The sequence below is a fragment of the Mycobacterium sp. UM_CSW genome, from assembly GCF_000455205.1.
Classification (GTDB): Bacteria; Actinomycetota; Actinomycetes; order Mycobacteriales; family Mycobacteriaceae; genus Mycobacterium.
Genome location: NZ_AUWQ01000035.1, coordinates 59,951 through 81,562 on the forward strand (window position 1 = coordinate 59,951; position 21,612 = coordinate 81,562).

At 64.1% G+C, this 21,612-nt stretch carries 17 protein-coding genes; 9 read left to right on the forward strand and 8 right to left on the reverse strand.

The genetic code is table 11. From position 1 onward, the window contains the following. Positions 1 to 36: 36 nt before the first annotated feature. On the forward strand, positions 37 to 765 hold the full coding sequence (locus N415_RS14250; protein ID WP_068182652.1) for a cutinase family protein: 729 nt from the start codon (positions 37 to 39) through the stop codon (positions 763 to 765). A gap of 4 nt (positions 766 to 769) precedes the next feature. On the opposite strand, the gene N415_RS14255 is transcribed toward N415_RS14250, so the two are convergent. Continuing rightward, complete coding sequence (locus N415_RS14255; RefSeq protein WP_068182655.1) at positions 770 to 1,531, reverse strand: Rv3717 family N-acetylmuramoyl-L-alanine amidase; 762 nt, start codon at positions 1,529 to 1,531, stop codon at positions 770 to 772. Positions 1,532 to 1,746: 215 nt separating this feature from the next. On the opposite strand from N415_RS14255, the gene N415_RS14260 reads away from it, so the two are divergent. Both N415_RS14260 and N415_RS33230 read left to right on the forward strand, forming a co-directional pair. Further along, entirely contained in the window at positions 1,747 to 2,610 is an 864-nt protein-coding gene (locus tag N415_RS14260; protein ID WP_068182658.1) for an alpha/beta hydrolase, read from the forward strand. A gap of 98 nt (positions 2,611 to 2,708) precedes the next feature. Then, positions 2,709 to 3,074 (forward strand): ClpX C4-type zinc finger protein, encoded by a 366-nt coding sequence (locus tag N415_RS33230; protein WP_068182661.1) that lies wholly within the window; start codon positions 2,709 to 2,711, stop codon positions 3,072 to 3,074. A gap of 3 nt (positions 3,075 to 3,077) precedes the next feature. Here the strand turns inward: N415_RS33230 and N415_RS14270 are convergent, their stop codons facing one another. From N415_RS14270 to N415_RS14285, 4 genes are all read right to left on the reverse strand, one after another. Then, positions 3,078 to 3,734: an enoyl-CoA hydratase-related protein gene (locus N415_RS14270; protein WP_068182665.1), complete on the reverse strand. Its 657-nt coding sequence runs from the start codon at positions 3,732 to 3,734 to the stop codon at positions 3,078 to 3,080. Beyond that, the gene (locus N415_RS14275; RefSeq protein ID WP_068182667.1) at positions 3,731 to 4,363 is read right to left on the reverse strand and encodes a TetR/AcrR family transcriptional regulator; all 633 of its coding nucleotides are present in this window, start codon (positions 4,361 to 4,363) and stop codon (positions 3,731 to 3,733) included. Before N415_RS14275 ends, N415_RS14270 begins: the two co-directional genes overlap by 4 nt. A 33-nt stretch (positions 4,364 to 4,396) precedes the next feature. After that, a complete protein-coding gene (locus N415_RS14280; RefSeq protein WP_068182668.1) occupies positions 4,397 to 4,846 on the reverse strand; it encodes a DUF5994 family protein in 450 nt (149 codons plus the stop codon). 284 nt (positions 4,847 to 5,130) lie between these two features. Further along, complete coding sequence (locus N415_RS14285; protein WP_068182670.1) at positions 5,131 to 5,955, reverse strand: DUF3060 domain-containing protein; 825 nt, start codon at positions 5,953 to 5,955, stop codon at positions 5,131 to 5,133. 228 nt (positions 5,956 to 6,183) lie between these two features. Here N415_RS14285 and N415_RS14290 point away from each other — a divergent pair, with 228 nt between their 5' ends. From N415_RS14290 to N415_RS14300, 3 genes are all read left to right on the forward strand, one after another. Beyond that, entirely contained in the window at positions 6,184 to 7,431 is a 1,248-nt protein-coding gene (locus N415_RS14290) for a hypothetical protein (RefSeq protein WP_068182672.1), read from the forward strand. A gap of 115 nt (positions 7,432 to 7,546) precedes the next feature. Then, positions 7,547 to 8,347, forward strand: coding sequence for an alpha/beta hydrolase (locus N415_RS14295; protein WP_204366825.1), 801 nt, complete (start codon positions 7,547 to 7,549; stop codon positions 8,345 to 8,347). 124 nt (positions 8,348 to 8,471) lie between these two features. Further along, a complete protein-coding gene (locus N415_RS14300) occupies positions 8,472 to 9,320 on the forward strand; it encodes an SDR family oxidoreductase (protein WP_068182678.1) in 849 nt (282 codons plus the stop codon). On the opposite strand, the gene N415_RS14305 is transcribed toward N415_RS14300, so the two are convergent. Both N415_RS14305 and N415_RS14310 read right to left on the reverse strand, forming a co-directional pair. After that, positions 9,317 to 10,276 (reverse strand): SMP-30/gluconolactonase/LRE family protein, encoded by a 960-nt coding sequence (locus N415_RS14305; RefSeq protein ID WP_081665249.1) that lies wholly within the window; start codon positions 10,274 to 10,276, stop codon positions 9,317 to 9,319. The two genes, N415_RS14300 and N415_RS14305, sit on opposite strands and share 4 nt — an antisense overlap. A 111-nt stretch (positions 10,277 to 10,387) precedes the next feature. Further along, entirely contained in the window at positions 10,388 to 11,608 is a 1,221-nt protein-coding gene (locus tag N415_RS14310; RefSeq protein ID WP_239645550.1) for an endonuclease/exonuclease/phosphatase family protein, read from the reverse strand. A gap of 118 nt (positions 11,609 to 11,726) precedes the next feature. Between N415_RS14310 and N415_RS30705 the strand changes: the two genes are divergently transcribed. After that, positions 11,727 to 12,611, forward strand: coding sequence for an HNH endonuclease (locus tag N415_RS30705; protein ID WP_081665250.1), 885 nt, complete (start codon positions 11,727 to 11,729; stop codon positions 12,609 to 12,611). 24 nt (positions 12,612 to 12,635) lie between these two features. Here the strand turns inward: N415_RS30705 and N415_RS14320 are convergent, their stop codons facing one another. Continuing rightward, positions 12,636 to 15,275 (reverse strand): DEAD/DEAH box helicase, encoded by a 2,640-nt coding sequence (locus tag N415_RS14320; protein ID WP_068182694.1) that lies wholly within the window; start codon positions 15,273 to 15,275, stop codon positions 12,636 to 12,638. Between the two features lie 125 nt (positions 15,276 to 15,400). On the opposite strand from N415_RS14320, the gene N415_RS14325 reads away from it, so the two are divergent. Both N415_RS14325 and N415_RS14330 read left to right on the forward strand, forming a co-directional pair. Continuing rightward, the gene (locus tag N415_RS14325) at positions 15,401 to 18,811 is read left to right on the forward strand and encodes a helicase-related protein (RefSeq protein WP_068182696.1); all 3,411 of its coding nucleotides are present in this window, start codon (positions 15,401 to 15,403) and stop codon (positions 18,809 to 18,811) included. Next, positions 18,811 to 21,612, forward strand: a complete 2,802-nt coding sequence (locus N415_RS14330; RefSeq protein WP_068182697.1) for a DUF1156 domain-containing protein — start codon at positions 18,811 to 18,813, stop codon at positions 21,610 to 21,612. The genes N415_RS14325 and N415_RS14330 overlap by 1 nt, the downstream gene beginning before the upstream one ends.

The window sequence follows — 21,612 nt, forward strand, 5'->3', positions numbered from 1 at the left end:
GGTTTGGGGCCCTGCTCAACTGGGCAAAATTTTGGCATGATCGCACGTCACTTCACTCGCTTCGCTGTTTCCGCGGCAGCGGCGGTGTCGGGCATTGGCGCCACCGTTGTCGCGCCCGCCATCCCCGTAGCCTTGGCCCAATGTCCGGACGTCCAGGTGGTCTTCGCCCGCGGCACCGGCGAGGACCCCGGCGTCGGGCCGACCGGCCAGGCGTTCGTCGACAACCTGCGCTCGCGCATCGGCGGACGCTCGCTCGACGTCTACCCCGTCAACTACCCCGCCAGCAATGAATGGGCCACCGGCCTCGACGGCATCAAGGACGCCGGCTTTCACGTCGAGGACATGGCGAAGACCTGCCCGAACACCAAGATGGTGCTGGGCGGCTACTCCCAGGGCGCGGCCGTCATGGGCTTCGTCACCTCGTCGGCGGTACCGGACGGGGTCGACCCCGCGACCGTGCCGAAACCGATGGACCCCGCCGTGGCCGACCACGTCTCGTCGGTGGTGCTCTTCGGCATGCCGAACGTCCGCGCGATGAATTTCCTCAACCAGCCCCCGGTCGCCATCGGCCCGCTGTATCAGGCGAAGACCATCAAGGTGTGCGCGCCGGAGGACCCGGTCTGCTCGGACGGGATGAACTTCGCGGCGCACAACACCTACGCCTCCGACGGGGAGATGATCGACAAGGGCGCGGCGTTCGCGGCCAGCCATCTCGGCGGCAACGCGGCGACGCCGGGGGCGCCCAGCGGAGGCTTCGGCACCTGAGCCGTTAGGCGGGGCCTTTGGCGTTCAGGAACGCGACGATCCCCGCCGTGACGGCGGCGGCGTACTTCGCCTGGCCGTCGGGGGTTTGCATCCGCGCGGCCTCGTCCGGGTTCTTCATGTTGCCCAGCTCGATCAGGACGGCCGGGTATTGGGCCAGGTTGAGCCCGGCGAGGTCGGCGCGGCCGTAGAGGCCGTCCGCGCCGGCGTAGGTGGACGGGTGAAAGCCCGCCTGCACCAGGGCATCCCGCATCGTGCGCGCGAGCTGGACGGCCGGGCCGGCCTGGACGTCGTTCAGGGGCGGGCTGGAGTAGTTCACGTGGAATCCCGAGCCGGAGGCGGGGCCGCCGTCGGCGTGGATGCTCACGATCGCGTCGGGGTGCATCGCGTTCGCGGCCGCCGCGCGTGCATCGACGCAGGGGCCGACGGAGTTGTCGTCGGCGCGCGACAGCTGCGTGTGGACCCCCATCGAGTTGAGTTGACCGCTGATGAGTCCCACCACCGCCCAGGTGAACGCGTGCTCGGGGTAGCCGTCGTCGGCGGCGGCGCCCGACGTCTGGCATTCCTTGGTGCCCCCGCGGCCGTTCGGAACCTGCTGGCTGATCGAGGCGTCGTTGACGGCGTTGTGGCCCGGGTCGAGGAAGACGCCCATCCCTGCGATGCCGGCGCGTGCCTGTGGCGCGTCCGCCAGCGCGACCCCGACGAGCGCCGGTGCGACCGCGGCGTATCTCAACACGTCGCGCCGTGAAACGGACCCCGGGGCACCCACCCGCGCGATAGTAACAACCTGTCTCGGCCGCACCCCGTCTCGATGCAGCAAAGATTGACAACCGCCGCGATCGGCCAGCAACTCCGGCTGACAAACTGGGCTATTAGCATCACCGAAGGGAGTCGAAACAGTCTCCGGGTAAACCCTTTTCGCGGCGACACCGTCACGCAGGCGATCGAACAACGCTGGTGTGAGTTTCAGGAAGGAGAAGCTCCGTGCCCTACTCAACCGAACACGACGGGTTCAAGCTCTACTACGAGCGCTGCGGGCAGGGTGTCCCGATCGTCCTGATCCACGGCAATCCCGGCGACCACACGGAGTACTCCAGGGTCGTCCCCCAGCTCAAGGCACGGGCGGACATCACCGTCATCGACTTGCGCGGGTACGGCAAGTCGGACAAGCACCTGGAAGACCCGACCGCCTACGCACTCAATCGCCAGGTCGGCAGCGTCATCGCACTGCTCGAAGAACTGGGTATCAGCAACGCCGTGCTGGGCGGGTACGACATCGGCAGCTTCACCGCCCAGACGATCGCGGCCACCCGGCCCGATCTGGTGCGATCGCTGGTAATCGCACCGCCCACCATGGGGGTAGGGAGACGGATTCTCGAAGAGGACGCGGTGAACGCGTTCGTGCACGCCATCTTCTACAAATCCGAACTGGTCGAGGAAATCATCGACGGGAAGCCCGACGCCGTCCGCGCGGCACTCAAGGAAAACCTGGTGAACTGGTCGGCACCCGGATCGACCGTCGTCGACGACCTCCTGGACCACTTGACCGCGAACCACTCCGCACCCGGAGCCTTCCTGGCCGGCGTTCTGTGGTTCCGCAACGCTGAGGGAAACCCCATCACCTACTACGCCAACGAGACAACACCGGCCCGCGAAGACAGGTTCTCCACGCCCGTGACCATCTTGTGGCCCGACCAGGATCCGTTGTTTCCGCAGACATGGAGCGACACCCTGGATGACTTCTACGCGGACTTCACCCTCGAATTCCTCGACAACTGTGGCCATTTCAGCCCACTGGAGTCGCCCGACACCTGGTCCAAGCACCTGCTGGAACACATCAGTCGCTGACCGCCGGCCACGACACCTGAGCACCAGCCCACGCCTCTTGTCAGGGCGGCCCTGACGCCGTAGTGTGTCAGGCATAGCCTGACAACCAGGGAGTCCCGATGAGCCCCACCAAGCAGACCGCCCAGATCTGGTGTTCGTTCTGCGGCAAGTCCAACACCGAGGTCGACAAGCTGGTGGCCGGACCGGGCGTGCAGATCTGCAACGAGTGCATCGACCTGTCGCAGGCCATCATCGACGAGTACCGGGGCAAGCCGAACGAGCTTCGGATGCCGATCTGGGAGTCGTGGAGCGATCAGCAGATGCTCGACCACATCCCCCGCATGGCGGTGGTGGCCCAGCGGGTCGAGGCCGACCTGCGCTCGTGGGTGAGCGAGCTGCGCCGGCGCGGGGTCACCTGGGCGAAAATCGGCCAGACGCTGGGCATTACGCGCCAGTCCGCGTGGGAGCGGTTCGCCGGCGAATAGATTTCAGGCGTTGGTCAGCGCCTGCGCCGCGGTGCGGAACATGGTCTGCTTGATCGCGCCGAGCGTGCCGGGGTCCTTGCCGGACAGCGGGCGCAACAGGTCGGTGGCCGCGGCGGTCACCTCGCCCTCGCCCGCGGCGGCGTCGACGATGCCGAACTCGACGGCCTCGGTCCCGCCGAAGCGTCGCCCGGTGGTCATCGACGCGATCGCGGCCTGCGGGGTGAGCTTGGCCTGGATCAGCGCCGCCATGCCGTCGGTGAACGGGATCCGGATGTCGACCTCGGGAAAGCAGAAGTAGCCCCGGTCGGCGCGCATCACGCGCAGGTCGTGGGCCATCGCGAGCATGGCGCCGGCGCCGAACGCGTGCCCGGTGATGGCGGCGGCGGTCGGCGTCGGGAAGGTTAGGACGCGGGCCAGCAGGGCCTGCACCCGTCCGACATAGGACTGGGTCTGCTCGGCGTGGGCGGAAAGCCAGTCCAGGTCCAGCCCGTTGGTGTAGAACTTGCCGCGCCCGGTGGTGACCAAGCCCTGGGCGCCGGCATTTTCGATTTCGTCAAGGTGGGCGTTGATGGCGTCGAGAAACTCCGGCGAGAACCGGTTTTCGTCCTCGCCGAGGTCGACGACGGCAATCTTGTCGTCCCAGGCCAGTGTCGGTGTCATTTCCTGTTCCTTTCTGTGCTTCTGCGCCGCAACGGCGGTGGGCCCACGGCCAGCACGGCGCGGACCGCGGCGCGCAGGCGTTCCCGCGCGTCTGGATCGTGGATTCGTTTGCGTTCCAAGAGGATTGCGGTGGGCAGGTCGACGATGCACATGGTGATGACGTCGACGGCCGCGGCGTCCTTGCGGTCCCACAGGGCGCGGGCCAGTCGGATCATCGCCTCGACCAGCAGCCGGTCCAGGTCGCGCAGCTGCGCGGCGATGTCGGCCGGCGTCTCGGGGCCCAGCAGCTCGTCGCGGCGCACGGTCAGGATCAGCTGAGAGGAGTGCGGAAACTGTTCGGCGAACACCGCCGGCGCCTCGGCCGCCGCCACCACCGCTTCGGCGGCGTCGCCGTCGAGGGCAGCGTCGATCAATTCGCCTTGCGCGCTGAGGAATCGGTGCCCGGCCCGCAGCCAGGCGCGGCCCACCAGGCCCGCGCGGGAGCCGAACGTGTGGTACAGCGCGCCGTTGGACACGCCGGTCGCGTCGCTGATCGCGCGGATGGTGACGGCGGCGGGCCCGGACTGGGCCGCCAGCAGCTCCGCGGCATCGAGGATCCGATCCTGGTCGTGGACGCGTGGGCGGGGCACCCCGGCAGCATAACAGAGCGCCTGCTCTGTTATCTACGCGGTTGGCGCTGCCTGGTCACATTGCCGTTGCGCAGCAGAGAGGACGCAGCCGGCGGTCACGAACGCACGCTTGTTGCGGTCGGCGCAGTCGATGGGCAGATCGGCGGCCAGGCGCAGCACCATCTGGGCGAGCGCGGAGTTGGTCGCGTACGGGACCACCAGGAGCTTCGCACAGGCGTCCCAGCCGTTGATCGTCATCACGTGCTGGCGCTTGTGCTCCCATCCCGGCCAGTTCAGGTCGGGCGGCCGTTGCAGCGGTGACCAGTTGACGTTGATGGATTTGATGTCCCCGAGCAGCGGGGTCAGCACCGCGACCAGGGAGGGCAGCTCGTTCGCGATCCGGTCGACCCGCGGCCACCACGCGCCGTCGATGTCGTGGCCCAATTCGCGCGCCACGCACACCCGTATCGGGTTGGTTCCGTGCCGGCCCCGGAGGAGGTGCATCGGTACCGCGTGATTAGTTGCGGTTTCCACAGGCAGTTCCTTCACGGTCGGCGTCGACCGCCCCGGGCGCTGGGGCGACGGAGGAATCGCATTGCCTGTGGATGCCGCGGAGAGCACCGCTGACAACGAAACGGCTCGTTCTCAGACGCTACGCCTCCGCGTCGTCGCGGGGCGGCGTGGGTCCGATTTCAGGAGCCGTCGCTATTCAGCGGCTCCTGTGGCGCCTCCAGCAATTGATAGCGCATGCGCTATCAATTCCGCCGATCACCTACGGGGTCGCCGGTTCAGCCCCGCTGAATGTTGTTGTCGTAGCCCGAATTCGTGATCTTCGGCGTGCCCGTGTGATAGGTGACGTTGTTGCTGTATCCGGAGACGGTGATGGCGTCGACGCTGTCGAGGTTGACCTTGTTGTTGTAGCTCGAGATCGCGAGGCCGGCGCAGTGGCCGGTGACGTTGAATTCGTTGCCGTAGCTCGAGATCTTCAGGTTGCCGTCGTTACAGGTGTCGACGCGGACCACGTTGCTGTATCCGGTCGACTCGATGGCGTCGGAGTTGTCGACGGTGACGTTGTTGTCGTAGCCGCCCACGGTGAGGCTGGCGCAGTGGCCGGTGATCACGTACTTGCTGTCGTACGCGGCCAGCGTGAGCTTGCCGTTGTTGCAGGAGATCGTCCTGGCCTGCGAGTTGTCGCTCACGCGCAGCTCGCCGCCCCATGGCACCGCGGTGGGACCGCTGGACGTCGTCCTGCCGGCGCCGCCTCTCGAGATCGAACTACTTATCGACGACCTGGTGAACATCATCACCAGGCTGATGATGATCGGCACCACGACCGCCAGCAGAACGAGGACGAGGTACCAGGGGTAGGACCTGCGCCGCGGCTGCGGGGCGCCCCAAGGGAATGGCCCGCCACTCGTATAGGTCGGGCCGCTGCTGTAGCTGGGGCCGCTGCTGTAGGTCGGGGCGCTGTAGGTCGCGCCGCCCGTGTACGGCGGGTTCTCCGTGTACGTCTCGCCCCCCGTGTACGGGGGCGGGCTTTGCGGGGGCCGGTTGACGTCGGCAAGCTCGCGTTCCAACTCGCGGATCCGCTTTTCGGGATCGTCGTCTTTCATTTGCCAAATGGTTCCACATCCGCAGCTGGGCGGACAGCCCTCAATTTGCCGGGGTCTGGCGGTTACTGGAACCACTTCACGTACCCGATGAATTCCTCCTGAATAGGCAGCGAAGCGAGAGTTCGAGGGGACACCCCGGTGTAACGTCCGCACTCTCTAGCCGCCCATCTCGGCCTGCTTGCTTGCGCGCCGACGGATCTTTGGGGGTGCCCCGTGAGCACATCCGAGATGACCGACACCGACGAGGTCGTGGTGTCGTTGCATGACGAGGCCCTGCTGGTCGGCGGTGACGCCGCCGCCGTCGAGTCCTACCTGGCACGGCTGCGCGCGGCCGCCGGGCAGGCGATGCGAGTCGCCGGGATCGACGGCGGCTCGCTGGCCGGGCTGGCCTCGCTGCTGGCCGACTCCGGCAAGTACGTCCAGCTGCACCGCGAGAGCCTCGACGCGTTGCAGGACGGCAACCTCGTTCCGTTGAGCGACGGCGTCTTTCGGGTAGTGACGAACGCTGAGTTCTTCGCGCCCCTGCAGTGGCGACCGGCGCTGCTCGGCCCGGAAGCGATCGCGTCGGCGCAGCTGATCGCGGTGCAGATGGCGTTGACGTCCGCTGTTGCGCAGGTGGAAGAGGCCGTCCGGCGCGTGGAGGACAAGGTCGAATCGGTGCTCGAGGTCGCCCGGGCCCAGCGCGCCGGCGACGTGCTGGGCAACAGCCTGACGATTTCGCGGATGGTCGACTCGCTGGAGAAATATGGGTCGCTCCCCGACGCGTACTGGGATTCGGTGGCCGCGCTGGGCCCGGCGCTCAACGTCACCGTCGAGCAACTGCGGAACCATGTCCGGCGCGTCGTTGCGTCGTTCGATCACACCCTGGGCGTGCAGCACCGCGCCGAGAAGCTGCGAAACGCGGTCAGCGACAACCGGCTTGGGGAAACCCTGAGCCTGTTGGTGATCGCCGAAGGGGCGCTGCACAAATGGCAGCGGCTGAACCTCGCGCGCATCGAGGCGACGCAACCCGAGCAGCTGCTGCGCGCGATCGACGAAGCCCGCGAGCTCGTCGACCATCATCTTCGCGAAGACGTCGACATCTACGGGCGTGCGACGGAGGTCCTCGACCGGTTCGCCAAGCCGGCGGTGCTCGACGGCTTCCGGTTCCGGGCGGTGCGAGAGCTGGCCAGACAGCGCTGCGCACTGCGCGACGAGCTCGACCGTTTCGCCGAGGCGCGCCACCACCAGGTCGACACCTGGGAGGACTTCCACATCCCGAGCGTGTTCGACGCCGCCTTCGCCACCATCGGGGCGGTTGGCAGCACGACGGGCCGCGCCCTGGCTGCCGTCGGCCGAGGGCTGGTTGGTTTGGGCGCACACGTCGCGAGTCCATTCCGGGGCAATGTCACCGATGGCGAGCCAGATATCGGCGACTTCAACGACTCTCAATGTCAGACCGACAGCGGCTCGGCGTCAATGCCGGCGGCGCATTGAGCCATCTTTGGCAGCCGTCGAGACTTGTCATCGAGCTTGGTGACGATCCAGGTGTGTGAGTGCGATGCTGGTCGTGACGCGCCGGCAAGTTTTGTGCAGTAAGGAGACACCACCTATGCCCTCTGTTTCTGATCGAGTGGGCAGCCCCAAAGCCAATGGCGTGCCTGATGCCGTTGGCGCGACGGCGCCAGGCAGCTGGCTGCGTGCGCTAGAACTGCGCGCCATCCCCGAATATCTGGTGGCGCAGCTTTCCCGTGACGTGATCGCCCGTTGGCCCCACGGCGACGGACACCCGGTGCTGGTACTTCCGGGGTTTCTGGCCGGTGCGCGATCAACTCAGTTCCTGCGCGGTGTGCTGCGCGAGCTGGGATATCACGCTCACGACTGGCGCCTCGGTGTCAACCTGGGGTACCGGCCCAGCATGAAAGAGCAGCTGCCGGCGCGTCTTCACCAGCTGCGGTCGCGCCACGGACGGCGGGTCAGCGTCATCGGCTGGAGTGCGGGCGGCATCTATGCCCGCGAGTTGGCGCGCGCATTCCCCGATGATGTGCGTTCGGTGATCACGTTGGGTTCCCCGTTCCGCGGCGATCACCGGGCCACCCACGCCTGGCGCATGTGGCAGCTGCTCAACCGGGGTGCGAGCGCCACCGCGGCCGTCTCGGAAGCCGCCCGCATCAGGCGCGAGCAGCCGTTGACGGTGCCAACCACCTGCATCTACAGCAAGACCGACGGGATCGTGGCCTGGCGGTGCTGCACCAGCCTGCCCGCGCCGCGGACCGAAAACATCGAAGTCCATAGCAGCCATTTCGGATACGGCCACAACCTCGAAACCCTCTACGTGATCGCCGACCGCCTCGCGCAACCGGAAGGACGCTGGGAGCCGATGCGACGATCCGCTGACGAGCGGCCGGCATAAACGGCTTGCTGGCGGGTCGGGCTCGTTGGGCGTCATTGACAGCGGTCGACGCCGTCTCGATACTGCCCCAGTACGACCGTCGGCCAGCACTGGCTGACTCGTTGGGGCGCAATGGAGGTCGGACGTGATCGATTTGGGGCTGTCCGGCAAGCGCGCCGTGGTGTCGGGCGCGGGGTACATCCCGGAGCGCGCGGGCCATGGCTGGTTCACGTCGCTGGCCCTCGCCGCGGCGGGCGCGACGGTGGCCTGCATCGACATCGACGAGCAGCGCGCGAAAGGGATTGCCGACGAAATCGTCGGCCGGGGAGGCACTGCCGTCCCGATCGTCGCCGATATGACCGACGTCGTGCAGGTCGGTCGGGCGATCGACGACGCTGTCGCGGCGCTGGGCGGTGTGGACGTCTGCGTCGACATCATCGGCGGTGCGACGTGGTCGAAGGTCGAGGACTTCACCACCCAAATGTGGGACGCGACAATCCATTACAACCTGACCCAGGTCTACTACCTATTTCAAGCCGTCTCTAAGCACATGATCGCCCAGCGCACCGGTGGATCGTTGGTGGCGATCGCCTCGGTCGACGGCATCGCGGCGGCGGCCTACCACGCCGCCTACGGCGCCGCCAAGGCCGGCGTCATCTCGCTGGTCAAGACCTTCGCCGACGAGCTGGGGCGGTACGGCATTCGCGCCAACGCGGTCGCGCCGGGCAATGTGGGCACCGGCAACGAGGACCAGCCGCCAAACGAGTACGCCGTCAACGGAATTAACCCACTGGCGGCGCCCCGCGCCCACGACATCGCCAACGCCGCGTTGTTCCTATCCTCCGAGCTGGCCGCCCGCATCACCGGTCAGACGCTCGTCGTCGACGGCGGTGCGACGATTCGACAGCTGTGGGGGCTGCCGGAGTCGATGATCCCTTCGGACCCGGGTCAGGCGCTGCCCGACTTTATGCGGCCCGGTCCATCGGGCGGCTAGCGTTGGTGAACTAGCGGCTGGCCAGGTACCGAGCTTCTTCCCTTGAGCACGTAGGAGGTCGTGATCGAGCCGATGTAGATGTCGCGCATGTCCTGCCCACCCCAGGCGATGCTGGTCGGGCCGCTCAACAACTCGCCATCGGGGTCTTCGATCACGGTTGTCGCCTGGCCGTCCGGGCTGATCGCCACGATCCTGTTGGCTAGAACGAGTGTCACCCAGAGGTTTCCGTCGGCGTCGAACGCGCATCCGTCGGCCATCCCCCACCGGCGTGCTGTTTGCGGGTCGGCCATGAGCCGGGCCTGGTCGGGACCGAACTCGTCGGGGCGCCGGTCCCCCAGCGCCGGGCCGAACCGCTCTTGGGGGCCGAGTGTTTCGCCTTGGATCGGGAATCGGACCACGTCCGCGGTCAGCGTGCGGACCGCATACAGGTAATCCTCAGCGCGGTCCAGCGCCATGCAGTTTGGGAAGCTCACCCCGTTGGCGACCACGTGCGCCGATTGGCGATCCGGCGCGACCCGAAAGATGAAACCATCGGCGGTGCCGCGCGCGATGGTATCCATAAGATCATCTGTCATAGTGCTCACCGAACACCACAACGCCCCAACGGAATCCACCAGAACAATGTTGAGCCACCGCAGCGGACGTCCATCGAGTTGCTCGCTTAAGACCGCCGTGATCGCGCCGGTCTGCGGGTCGAGATCGTGCAGCACACCCAAGCCCCAATTGGCGATCAGGAAGTGGCCGTTGCTGTCGAGCGCAATTCCGTTCGGCTCGCCGCCCGCCTGCCCGATTCGCCGAACGGTGTCCTCATCAACGAGTTCTGCGACAGCCGAGCCCTTGTCGGATGCGAACACCCGACCACCACCCGCCACCACAATGTGTTCCGGGCGATCCACCCCGCGCCCGACGGGGTGCAGACCGGTTACCCCGATGGGCGTCTCGGCTGTTTCGCTCATCGATGCCCCTTGTGGACTTGTCCCACGTCAGGCTAGCGGAGGTACGGGCTGGCAGATCCAGGCCCTCTGACCAAAGCCATATGTCGGATACGACCGGTGTGCCTCTAGGGTTTATTGCGGTGGTGCATCGACCCCTTTCCGAGCGATGTGTGACCTGAGCTGCGCGGCGACTGACGGCGGCAATTCGCTGTACTTGACTCCGCCATCTGCGACAGGCCTCCTCCATTGATGATCGAGGATGCGCTTGCCAAGCGATCCGTCTCGGAGAATGCGGGGTCCCCAGATCTGAACTTCCTTGAGCACAGAGCCAGCCCACTCCGCAGTGACATACGTGGGGCGGAAGTCCTGCACGAACCCTTCGCCGTTGAGGCCGCACTTCATGTCACAGAGACTTCCGGGCGCGAGGTCGAAGTGTACGAGGAACTTCCCATTTATGGCGACCTCCGTGCCCGCCGGCCAACCTCCCTCGCCCATGGTTTCGCCGATCTCGGCTCCGCTGGGTTCCGCACTGCTTGTTGTCAATTCACGTTGTAGGCCAATCTCAGAGCCAGCAACTCTTTCTGATAGACCTATGTTCGCGACCACACTGGCGTGGTCTGACACCCCGGCCGTTCGGGGCTTGTGTAGTATCGAGGCATCCATTATCGCGTGCTGTAGTGCTGGGGATAGGAAGATGTAGTCCAACCGAAATCCGTTGAGGTCTTGGGACTTCCCTGTTGCCTTGTCTTTTCTTTTCGAATACCACGTGTACTCACGGGCCTGGCCGTGAAGGTGGCGCCACCCATCGACGAACCCGATGTCAATTAGCTTTGTCATGTAGTTCGACATCGCAAACATTTCACCTTCGGTATCGATCCGAAATCCGGTGTTGAAGTCGCCCATGATGATTGCCCTCCGATCCTTGCGGGCGACTGCATAGTTGATAGTGCTTTCCCAGAGCAACTCTTTGCGCCTAGCGCCCGAGATCCCGTACCCATCCTGGAACTTGTGGTCCGGAGTACCCGGGATGTGCAGAATAAGCACGTCCAGGTCGAACGCATTGAGGCAAACAGCGAGCCACCGTTCGCGATCGATGTCGGGAGAGTGCTGATCATCAGTATGGTCGATCTGCCACTTCGAAGCTGCGAGTAGACCATTCTGATGGCCCGTTGGGTTCGACGTCGCGATAAACGGGTAGCCAAGACGCTGCAGATGGGCGCGCAGCAATGTTTCGTTTCGCGTCTGAAACTCGGTGAGGGCCAACAAGTCTGGGTGGACATCTTCGATGTGTTGGCAGATTGCTTGGACCCGCGAACCGCCGCCGTGGCTGATGTTCCAGTTAAGAACGCGCACTTCCTCACCATCCGCTTGGTCATTCCACGCCTTGTCGAGCGGACTCTACCAACCGTCAGCGCGACAAGGGCGTTGCAAACCGGCCCTTTGCGAGTACGTTCTATGACAAACTCCGACCATGGATAGCGAAGTCGAGCTGCATCTGCGTCGACTCATCTTCGACCGATTGGCCGAACTTATCGCTGAAAACGGTGTTGTCATGAGATCCGAACTCGAATCTCTGCAGGTCGGAGATGACACGTATCGACTCATTGATCAAGGCCGCGGCATCAGAAACCCCAAGGACATGCTCGCGACGCTTTCGGTTGTATCAAGCCCTGACGGCCCATACTCGGACACTCAAATTGGTAATGGGCTTCTTGCATATGACTACAGGAAAGGCAGCAACGATGGAGACAACCGGAAGTTGCGGCGAGCAGTCGAGCTGGGGCTCCCGATCATCCTGCTGCGCAAGATCCGAGCCACCGTGTACGTACCAGTTTTCCCGGCGTATGTCATCAAGGATGATGGAGCCAACCGACGATTCTTAATCGCTTTCGACGAAAGCTTCAGGTCGGTAGCCGATCCCCTCCATCTCGATCCGGTCGAGCGTGAGTATGCGCAGCGTTCGATCAAGCAGCGGCTGCACCAGCCCGAATTTCGAGGGCGAATCATGCTTGCGTACCGACAGCAGTGCACCATATGCAAACTCAGACACGGCAGACTGCTCGACGCCGCGCACATCGTCGGTGACGATAAACCGCACGGTATTCCGTCGGTGGAAAACGGACTGAGCTTGTGCAAGATCCACCATGCGGCCTACGACGCAAACCTGCTGGGCATTTCGCCTGACTACACCGTCCAAATTAGAGATGAGCTTATGAGCGAAGTTGACGGCCCGATGCTTCTACATGGTCTGCAGGAAATGAACCAGCGCTTGATCACATTGCCCAAGCGACGTGCTGATCGACCCTCCAAAGAACGGCTAGCGGAACGTTTCGACGAGTTTCTAGCAGCAGGTTAGAACGCAGCCGCGATAGGGCTACGGTTATGCGCTCTGACCGAACAACCGCTCCCGCTCGGCGGCGATCACCTCGCGGGCTAGCTCAGCCTCGGAGATGTCGTAGGCCTCTGGGGCGCTCGCGGCGGTCTCGCTCTCGCGGGCGAATTCTGCGAACAGCGCGGCCTTGCGGGCCCAGATCTCCCGAATCCGTTGGTCGACACCTTCCTCCGACAACAGGCGATGAACCTGCACCGACTCCAGCTGGCCCATGCGGCGGGCCCGGGCCACCGCCTGCCACTCCATGGTCGGCTTGACTTGTGGTTCGCAGATCACCACCACGGAGGCGGCCTGAATGTTCAGCCCTACCCCGCCGGCCACGATCTGGGCCACCAGCACCGCCCCGTGCCCGGCGGCGGAGAACTCGTCGACCATGGTCTGGCGTTTGGTCGCCGGCACCGATCCGGACAGTGGACCGAACACCTGGCCTGGCATCTCGCGGGCTACCTGATCCAGAACATTGCGGAAGTAGGAGAAAACGACGACCCGCCGACCGTTGTCCTCAGCTTCTTTGACAAGTTCGATGAGCCGCTGCATTTTGCTCGACATGCCGCCCTGGGTCATCGCCGCTTGTCGCATGGCCATGAAGTTCCCGCCCTGCACAGCCTCCCGGTAGGCGGTGGCATCTTCCTTCGACATTGCCAGCCACTCATCGACCTCGACCAGATCCGGTAACTCGGTCAGTACGTCTTCCTGGTTGCGCCGCAGATAGGCCGGTGCGACCTGTCGCCGGAATTTGCGCGGCGCCAACTCGTCTGCGTCGATCACCAACTTCGGCTGGAGGTACAGCACCAGGTTGCGGAACTCCTCGATCCGATTCTCTAGCGGTGTCCCGGTGAGCAGCACCGCCCAGTCCGCACCGTCCAGGCACAGCCGTGAATTGCGGGTGCGGGCCGCGTCAGGGTTCTTGATGTAGTGGGCTTCATCGATCACGACGCAGCCGATGTCAGACGGCACATTGCGCTGGGCGTGCAGCCACGGCAACGTCTCGAAAGTGGTGACCGCGACCCCGCCGTCGCGGTCCCACGCCCGAACCGCCGCGCCCCGTTCGTAACCGTGCAGGCGGTACGGGCGCATCTTGGACTTGGAGGTGACTTCCCGCACCCAGTTCGTCACCACCGCTGCCGGGCAGATCACCAAGAAATGCTGAGAACCCTTGGCCCGTAGATGCGCCACTACCGCGAGCGCCTCCACCGTCTTCCCCAGACCCATCTCGTCGCCCAGAATCACCTTGCGCTGCACCAACGCAAAGCGGGCGCCGAAGCTCTGATAGCCGCGCAGCGACGCCAATAGATAGTCGGTGCGCAACTCTTGTGCCCGCACCGCCGCCACGATCTCGTCGGGCAGATCCCCGTGCGCCTTCGCCGCGTCTTCGGTGATAAAGCCGAGCTCGGCCAGCAGTGCAAAATAATCGGCTGGCCGGCCCAGGAAGTCCTCCCAGACATCCCCGCCCCGCGCTGCCGCGCGGGCATCGGACATCAACCGGGCCTGTTCGACGACAGCACGGGCCGTCTCCTCGAACTCGGCTACCGTGCGTCCGGCGGCACACAGCACCACGACGCTCACCACTTGCCCGTACAAGGCGCTGCCCAATGGGGCGAAACCCTTGGCTCGATCCAGGTCGGCTGCCGTGCCGATCGACTTGCGCACCGCGTCCCACACACGCAGCTGCCGCAACAACGCGGTCGCCTTGGCGCTGCGGTTCTTGATGTCGATGCGCACCGGCATCTCGTCATAGGTGGTCTGCCACAACGTTTGTGCCGCACCCCGGATCCGGGTGGCGGAGACACCACCGATGCCGGGAAGACGGTGCAACCCCGGGTATCGCAAGACCTCCGCCACCGTTTTGAGACCCGCGTCGGTCAGCGGCGCGGTGCGAATCCTCTCCCGCGTGGCCTCCTTCAGCCGGTCCACCGGCATGCCCACGATCAACCGCTCCGTCTCAGCCTTCCGGACCAACATCCCAGCCTCCATCGCGGCCGCGCGGCAGCGGGCCTCCTCAGCCAGGGCACTTTGGACCTTCGCGATCGCGTCCGGCAGCGCGGCCAACGCTTTCGCGGCCAAGAGTTGCGGCGAGTTGCCCAGCTCGGCCAGTCTCGCGCCGAGGCCCACCCAATCAGCCAGCGCATCGGTGACCGCGATCGGTCTTGGCTCAGCCGGCGGAGCCGCGGCCAGCCTCGCCAGTGTGTCGGCCATCCCGTGGGCCACGAAGTAGTCGCGGAACGCCGTCAGGAACTGCGCCGCTTGAGTTCCCTTATCGCGTGCGGTGCCGCCGCGGAAGAAGCGGGTCGCTCCGGTCAGTGCACGCACATCGTGCAGCGCGGCAGGCACCTCGGTCGTCAGCCGCTTTAACGCTGTCAAGAAGTCATTGCTGATCGTTGGCAGCGCGTCGTAGCGAGCCAGATCCCGCAGCAGGGCGGCATCCCGCCCGTATAGCGGCAGGACCCGCCAGGCCCATTCGCCCTCCCGCTCGGCGACCTGGACAAGCCGGGTGCGTAATGCGTCACGGGCAGCCAGAGACGCCGCAGCGACCGCGCTACGCTGCGCGCGCACCCGCGTGCCCGATGCCACCCAGGCGGCAACCTCGTCGGTGAGCTGTCGTAGCTGTTGTCGTTCGTCGCGCTTCATGGTTCTCATCGTTCGAGCACAATCGCCGCGAACATTAGCCGACCAAACGGACTTGGAAAAACCCCTTACATGTGTCGGACCGATCGATTAACGTGGGTCGGCTATCGAGGTGGGGAGAGTTACAAATGCTATTGGAAGAACTCAAGCCAGGACTGCGCATCGCCGGGCTGATCCCCGGTCAGGTCGTCACCGTCATCTTCGCGCAGTCCCACGGCGCCGACACTGTTGAATTGACGTTCAAGACTGCCTCCGGCGGCCTCGACCAGCAGCTGATCTTCCGCAAAGACGAGAACAAGCTATCCGTCGCGCAGACCGGCGGCCGCCCCTTCTCAGCCCCGGCGTCCGAATTCAAACTCGTCGCTGAAGCTCAGCGCATCACCCTCGCCGGGCTGTACGACCCGATGCTCGCCGTCGCAACGAGCGACGTGCGGCCCCTGCCCCACCAAATCAGCGCCGTCTACGGCGAACTGCTGCCCCGTACCCCACTGCGGTTTCTGCTCGCCGACGACCCCGGCGCCGGCAAAACCATCATGGCCGGGCTATACATCAAAGAACTGATCCTGCGCGACGACATCAAACGCTGCCTCGTCGTCGCACCCGGCGGCCTAGTAGAACAGTGGCAAGACGAACTATTCTTCAAATTCGGGCTGCGGTTCGACCTACTTACCAACCAGGCCATCGACGCCTACATCAACGACAACGTCTTTGAGACCCACCCCCTGCTCATCGCGCGGATGGACCAGCTTTCCCGTAACCAGGAGCTGCAAATCCAAATCCAAGACACCGAATGGGACCTCGTCGTCATCGACGAAGCGCACCGCATGGCCGCCCACTACTTCGGCGGCAAACTCGAAAAGACCAAGCGCTTCCAACTCGGCGAACTGCTCGGCCGACTCACCCGCCACCTGCTGCTGATGACCGCCACCCCGCACTCGGGCAAAGTGGAGGATTACCAGCTGTTCCTGACGCTGCTCGACCGGGACCGCTTCGAAGGCAAGAACAGCCAAAACCCCGAAACAACCGGCATCATGCGCCGCATGATCAAAGAGGACCTGCTCACCTTCGACGGCAAGCGGCTCTTTCCCGAACGCAAGGCCGAAACCGTTCCATACGAGCTCACCCAACTTGAAGAAAACCTCTACGAGCAGGTCACTGACTACGTCCGCGAAGGCATGAACCGCGCCGACCGGGTCGGTGGCAAACGCAAGAACACCGTCGGATTCGCCCTGACCGTCCTACAGCGCCGCCTGGCGTCCAGCCCCGAAGCCATCTACAAAAGCCTGGTGCGACGCACCCAACGCCTGCATCGCAAGAAGCAAGAAATCCTCAACGGCACCTACCGCGAAACCGAACCCACCGTCGATCTCGAAGGCCTCGACGCTGACGACTACAACGCCGAAGAGGTCGAGCAACTCGAAGAAGAACTCCTCGACGCCGCCACCGCCTCCCAAACTGTCGAGGAACTCGACGCCGAACTCGCCGAACTCGCCGACCTGACCGCACTTGCCAAGCAGGTTCGCGACAGCGGCACCGACCGCAAATGGAGCGAACTGCGCACCATCCTGGAAGACCACGCGCTAATCACCGACAACGACGGCGCGCCGCGCAAATTCATCATCTTCACCGAACACCGCGACACACTTGACTACCTGACCACCCGCATCCGCACCCTCATCGGCAAACCCGACGCTGTCAAAGCCATCCATGGCGGCGTACGCCGCGGCGAACGGCGCTTAATCACCGAGGAATTCACCAAAAACCCCGAGACCCAGATCCTCATCGCCACCGACGCCGCCGGCGAAGGCCTCAACCTGCAGGCCGCCCACCTCATGGTCAACTACGACCTGCCCTGGAACCCCAACCGCATCGAACAGCGCTTCGGCCGCATCCACCGCATCGGCCAAGAAGAAGTCTGCCGACTCTGGAACATCGTCGCTTCCAACACCCGCGAAGGCGACGTCTACACGCGCCTGCTCATCAAGATCGAAGAACAGCGGAAAGCCTATGGCGGCAAAGTCTTCGACGTCCTGGGCGACGCATTCCACGAAACCCCGCTGCGCGAGCTGCTCCTGAAAGCCATCCGCTACGGTGACGACCCCCAGGTCCGCGAAAAGATGCACGAGGTCGTCGACGCAACCGTCTCCGAAGGTCTACCAGAACTACTCAAAGAACGCGCCCTGGCCGCCGACCACCTCGCCGAAGCCGACCTCGCCGAACTGCGCGCCGCCATGGACGAAGCCCGCGCACGCCGGCTGCAACCCCACTACATCGAACTGGCCTTCAAAGCCGCCTTCACCCGCCTCGGCGGGCGCATCGCCAAACGCGAACGCGGCCGCTACGAGATCCCCCACGTGCCCCCCCAGATCCGTGCCAGCAAGTATCAGCCCATCGCCACCAAATACGACCGCGTCACCTTCGACCTCGAACACGTCCGACCCGAAAGCCAAACCCGAGCAGATCTGCTCGCCCCCGGCCACCCACTGCACGACGCCGTCATGGAGGAAACTACCAAACTGCTTGGCGGAGCACTGAATTACGGGACCGTGCTGGTCTCCTCCACCCTCGAAGAGCCGCATCTCCTGGTCGGCGTGATCGAAGAAGTCTGCGACGCCACCGGCGCCAGCATTTCCCGACGTTTCGGCTACGCCTTCGTCGACAGCTACGGCACCGTCAGCCACGCCGGCCCTGCGCCCTACCTCGACTGCGTCGCCGCACCCGACACCCCCGCCGTCACAGCCGCCCGCCAGCTGCCGTGGCTCGCCGAAGCCGAAGACCGCGCCATGAGCTGGATCATCACTAACCAACTCCCCGGCTACCTCGCCGAAGTCCAACCCCGCCGCGCCGCCGAACTCGCCAAGACTCGCGCCCTGGTCATCAAACGGCTCGAAGGCGAACGCGACCGGCTACTGTTCGACTCAGCCATCGCAGCAGAGAAAGAGCACGCCGGCGACAAGCCCAAAGAATCGTCAGAAAGCCTCAACCGCAAAGCCGTTGACCTCGACGTGCGACTACGTAAACGTCTCGAGCTGCTCGACCAACAAGAACTCATGTCCACCAAACCACCGCGTATCATCACCGCTGCCCTCGTGCTGCCCATCAGCATGCTCGAACACGAGATACCGGCCTCAGCGCCAGTGCACGCCAAAGAGACCAAAGACGTCGAACGCCGCGGTGTCGACCTGGTCCTCGCATACGAGAAAGCACTTGGCCGCCAACCGGCCGAACAAACGTTCACCAACAAAGGATTCGACATCCTGTCCACCACACCGAACGGTGATACCTACCGCATCGAGGTCAAAGCCCGCCTCGAAGGTGCCACCGACTTCTACGTCACCCACAACGAAGTCCTCCTCGGCAAGAACGCCGTCCCTCGCTACCGACTTGCCCTCGTCAAAGTCGACCCACGCGGACCTGAGCATGACCAAGTCCGCTACCTCGACCATCCCTTCGCCACAACAGAACTCGGCGACTTCGAAGCCACCGGCATACGCGGCGACTGGAACAAAATGTGGGCCAAGGGAACTGAACCGTTCTGATGGAGGGGACGTTGTCCGATAGTGCGCCAAAGCGGAAGCTTATCGAGGTGGCGCTGCCGCTTGAGGCGATCAACCGAGAGTCGGCTCGGGAAAAGTCGATTCGACACGGCCATCCCTCAACACTTCACCTCTGGTGGGCGCGCCGACCACTCGCCGCCGCCCGCGCTGTGTTGTTCGCGCAACTCGTAGACGATCCCTCTGCCCGACCCGACGAGTTCCCCACCGAGGAACTTCAGCGCAAAGAACGCAACCGGCTCCACAAGCTCATCGAGCGGCTTGTCGTGTGGGAAAGCATCCGGAACGAAGAGCTTTTCGCCGAGGCGCATGCCGAGATTCTTAAATCGACTGATGGCAACCCTCCGCCGATCCTCGACCCGTTCGCTGGCGGAGGGACGATTCCACTGGAAGCTCAGCGGCTCGGGATGGAAGCCTACGCCTCCGACCTGAATCCGGTTGCGGTACTGATCAATAAGGCGCTCATCGAGATCCCACCGAAATTCCGCGGCCAACCGCCAGTGTTCCCCGGGCTCGCAGACTCGGAAATCCGATCGTGGAAAGGTGCCGAGGGGCTTGCTGCAGACGTACGAGCGTACGGCCGGTGGGCTCGAGACGAAGCCGAGAAACGCATCGGACACCTGTACCCGAAAGCCACGCTGCCCGACGGATCAAATGCAACTGTCATTGCATGGATTTGGGCACGCACGGTGACTTGTCCCAACCCAGCATGCGGAATTGACATGCCGCTCGTTCGGTCGTGGTGGCTCGGTAAAAAGAAGGGCAAAGAGTCGTACATCGTTCCAACGATCGTGGATGACAGAACGGCGCCTGGCGGGCGTCGTGTTCGGTTTGAGATCGGTAATGATCCCTCGACGGGGCCGATGTCATCCAACGACGGAACAGTCGCGAGGACAACCGCCACGTGCGTAGCGTGCGAATCACCCGTTCCGCTGCCGTACGTTCGCGCCGAAGGTCGGGAAGGTCGTTTGCGTACCGAGCTAATGGCAATCGTTGCTGAGGGGCAACGCCGGCGGGTGTACCTGGCGCCGACTGCTCTGCAATCAGATGCGGCGAGGATCGGGCGTCCTGCATCCGTGCCGGTAGGCTCGTTGCCACCGCACGGCCTGAGCCCGGATAGTCACCAGACGATTCGAATATATGGATTCTATGAGTGGGCCGACCTCTTCACCAACCGCCAACTCGTCGCGCTCACCACCTTCAGCGACCTCGTCGCCGTGGCCCACGACCGTGTCCTCGCCGACGGCGGGCCGTCCGACTACGCCGATGCAGTCGCTACGTATCTGGGATTCGCGGTTAGCCGACTTGCGAACAAGTCATCCTCAACCTGCTCCTGGGATTCCAGCACCAAGATGGAGGCGGTGCGCGGCGTGTTCGCGCGTCAAGCCCTACCTATGACATGGGATTTCGCCGAGGCGAATCCCTGGGGCGGCTCAGGTGGCGATTATTTGGAAGACGTTGAGTGGGTGGCGCGTGCCGTCGAACGTGTACCCGCGACTAGACCCGGCTTCGCTCAACAGGCCGACGCACGTCGCGTTGTGATGCCAGCGAACACTCTCATTTCTACAGATCCGCCCTATTACGACAACATAGGTTATTCGGACCTTTCGGATTTCTTCTACGTCTGGCTCCGCCGCTCACTTCGAGGCATCTATCCGGACCTTTTATCGACCATGTTGGTGCCCAAAGCGGATGAACTCGTCGCGAATCCGCATCGGCACGACGGCAGGGAAGGCGCCCGACAGTTCTTCGAGGACGGCTTCAAATCCGTTTTCGCCAGCGCGAGGGCGACTGCGACCGCGGACTTCCCGATTACCGTGTATTACGCCTTTAAGCAATCCGAATCTGACGATGATGGCCAGGCATCCACCGGTTGGGAAACTTTGCTCGAAGGCATGATCCAGAGCGGTTGGGAGATCACATCGACCTGGCCGATGCGAAGTGAGCTCAGCAATCGGATGCTGGCAAGCGGCACCAACGCGCTCGCGTCATCGATCGTGCTTTCCTTGCGGCCACGTAGGGCTGACGCTCCCACGACGGACAAACGCAGCTTCATCACAGCACTGGAGGCCGAACTTCCCGACGCGCTTCGCAAGCTGCAGCAGGGGCGAATCGCGCCAGTGGATTTGCCGCAAGCAACTATTGGTCCCGGAATGGCTGTCTTCAGCCGCTATGCGGCGGTGCTTGAGCCTGACGGCAAACACATGAGTGTCCGCTCAGCGCTTGCCCGCATTAATGAGATTCTCGACCGTGTTTTGAATGAGCAAGAAGCCGACTTCGACCCCACCAGCCGATTCGCCATCGCGTGGTATCGCGCGCACGGGTACAACTTTGGCAAGTACGGAGACGCGGAACTGTTGGCGAACGCGCGCGGAGTCGTCGTCCAGGCGCTTGATCGAGCAGGTGTACTCATCAGCCGCGCGGGCAGAGTCAACCTTCTCAAGCCGAATGATCTTGGTCCGAACTATGACGTGGTAGCGGATTTGCATACAAGTAATTGGGAGGCTTTGCATCACCTTGTCAGAGTGCTTGATGCGGAAGGCATTGAACGAGCTGGTGAATTCCTAAGAGCAGCGCTTGGTCGAACAGACGGAATCATCGATGCCGACCTCATCAAGGAGCTCGCGCATCTGCTGTTCCGGGTCGCCGAGACGAACGGCTGGACCAAAGACGCGCTGAGCTTCAACGGCCTCGTCACGAGCTGGCCGGAAATCGTGGACACCGCACATACGAAAACTCCAAGAACCTCCCAAGGTTCATTTAATTTTGAGGAAGACGCAGACTGA

What these genes read in the sequence shown, in the direction of transcription:
- N415_RS14305 (WP_081665249.1), bottom strand. Translation starts at nt 10,276, where the DNA reads ATGAGCGAAACAGCCGAGACGCCCATCGGGGTAACCGGTCTGCACCCC.
- N415_RS14280 (WP_068182668.1), bottom strand. Translation starts at nt 4,846, where the DNA reads ATGCACCTCCTCCGGGGCCGGCACGGAACCAACCCGATACGGGTGTGC.
- N415_RS14320 (WP_068182694.1), bottom strand. Translation starts at nt 15,275, where the DNA reads ATGAAGCGCGACGAACGACAACAGCTACGACAGCTCACCGACGAGGTT.
- N415_RS14250 (WP_068182652.1), top strand. Translation starts at nt 37, where the DNA reads ATGATCGCACGTCACTTCACTCGCTTCGCTGTTTCCGCGGCAGCGGCG.
- N415_RS14330 (WP_068182697.1), top strand. Translation starts at nt 18,811, where the DNA reads ATGGAGGGGACGTTGTCCGATAGTGCGCCAAAGCGGAAGCTTATCGAG.
- N415_RS14270 (WP_068182665.1), bottom strand. Translation starts at nt 3,734, where the DNA reads ATGACACCGACACTGGCCTGGGACGACAAGATTGCCGTCGTCGACCTC.
- N415_RS14325 (WP_068182696.1), top strand. Translation starts at nt 15,401, where the DNA reads ATGCTATTGGAAGAACTCAAGCCAGGACTGCGCATCGCCGGGCTGATC.
- N415_RS14285 (WP_068182670.1), bottom strand. Translation starts at nt 5,955, where the DNA reads ATGAAAGACGACGATCCCGAAAAGCGGATCCGCGAGTTGGAACGCGAG.
- N415_RS14295 (WP_204366825.1), top strand. Translation starts at nt 7,547, where the DNA reads ATGCCCTCTGTTTCTGATCGAGTGGGCAGCCCCAAAGCCAATGGCGTG.
- N415_RS14290 (WP_068182672.1), top strand. Translation starts at nt 6,184, where the DNA reads ATGACCGACACCGACGAGGTCGTGGTGTCGTTGCATGACGAGGCCCTG.
- N415_RS33230 (WP_068182661.1), top strand. Translation starts at nt 2,709, where the DNA reads ATGAGCCCCACCAAGCAGACCGCCCAGATCTGGTGTTCGTTCTGCGGC.
- N415_RS30705 (WP_081665250.1), top strand. Translation starts at nt 11,727, where the DNA reads ATGGATAGCGAAGTCGAGCTGCATCTGCGTCGACTCATCTTCGACCGA.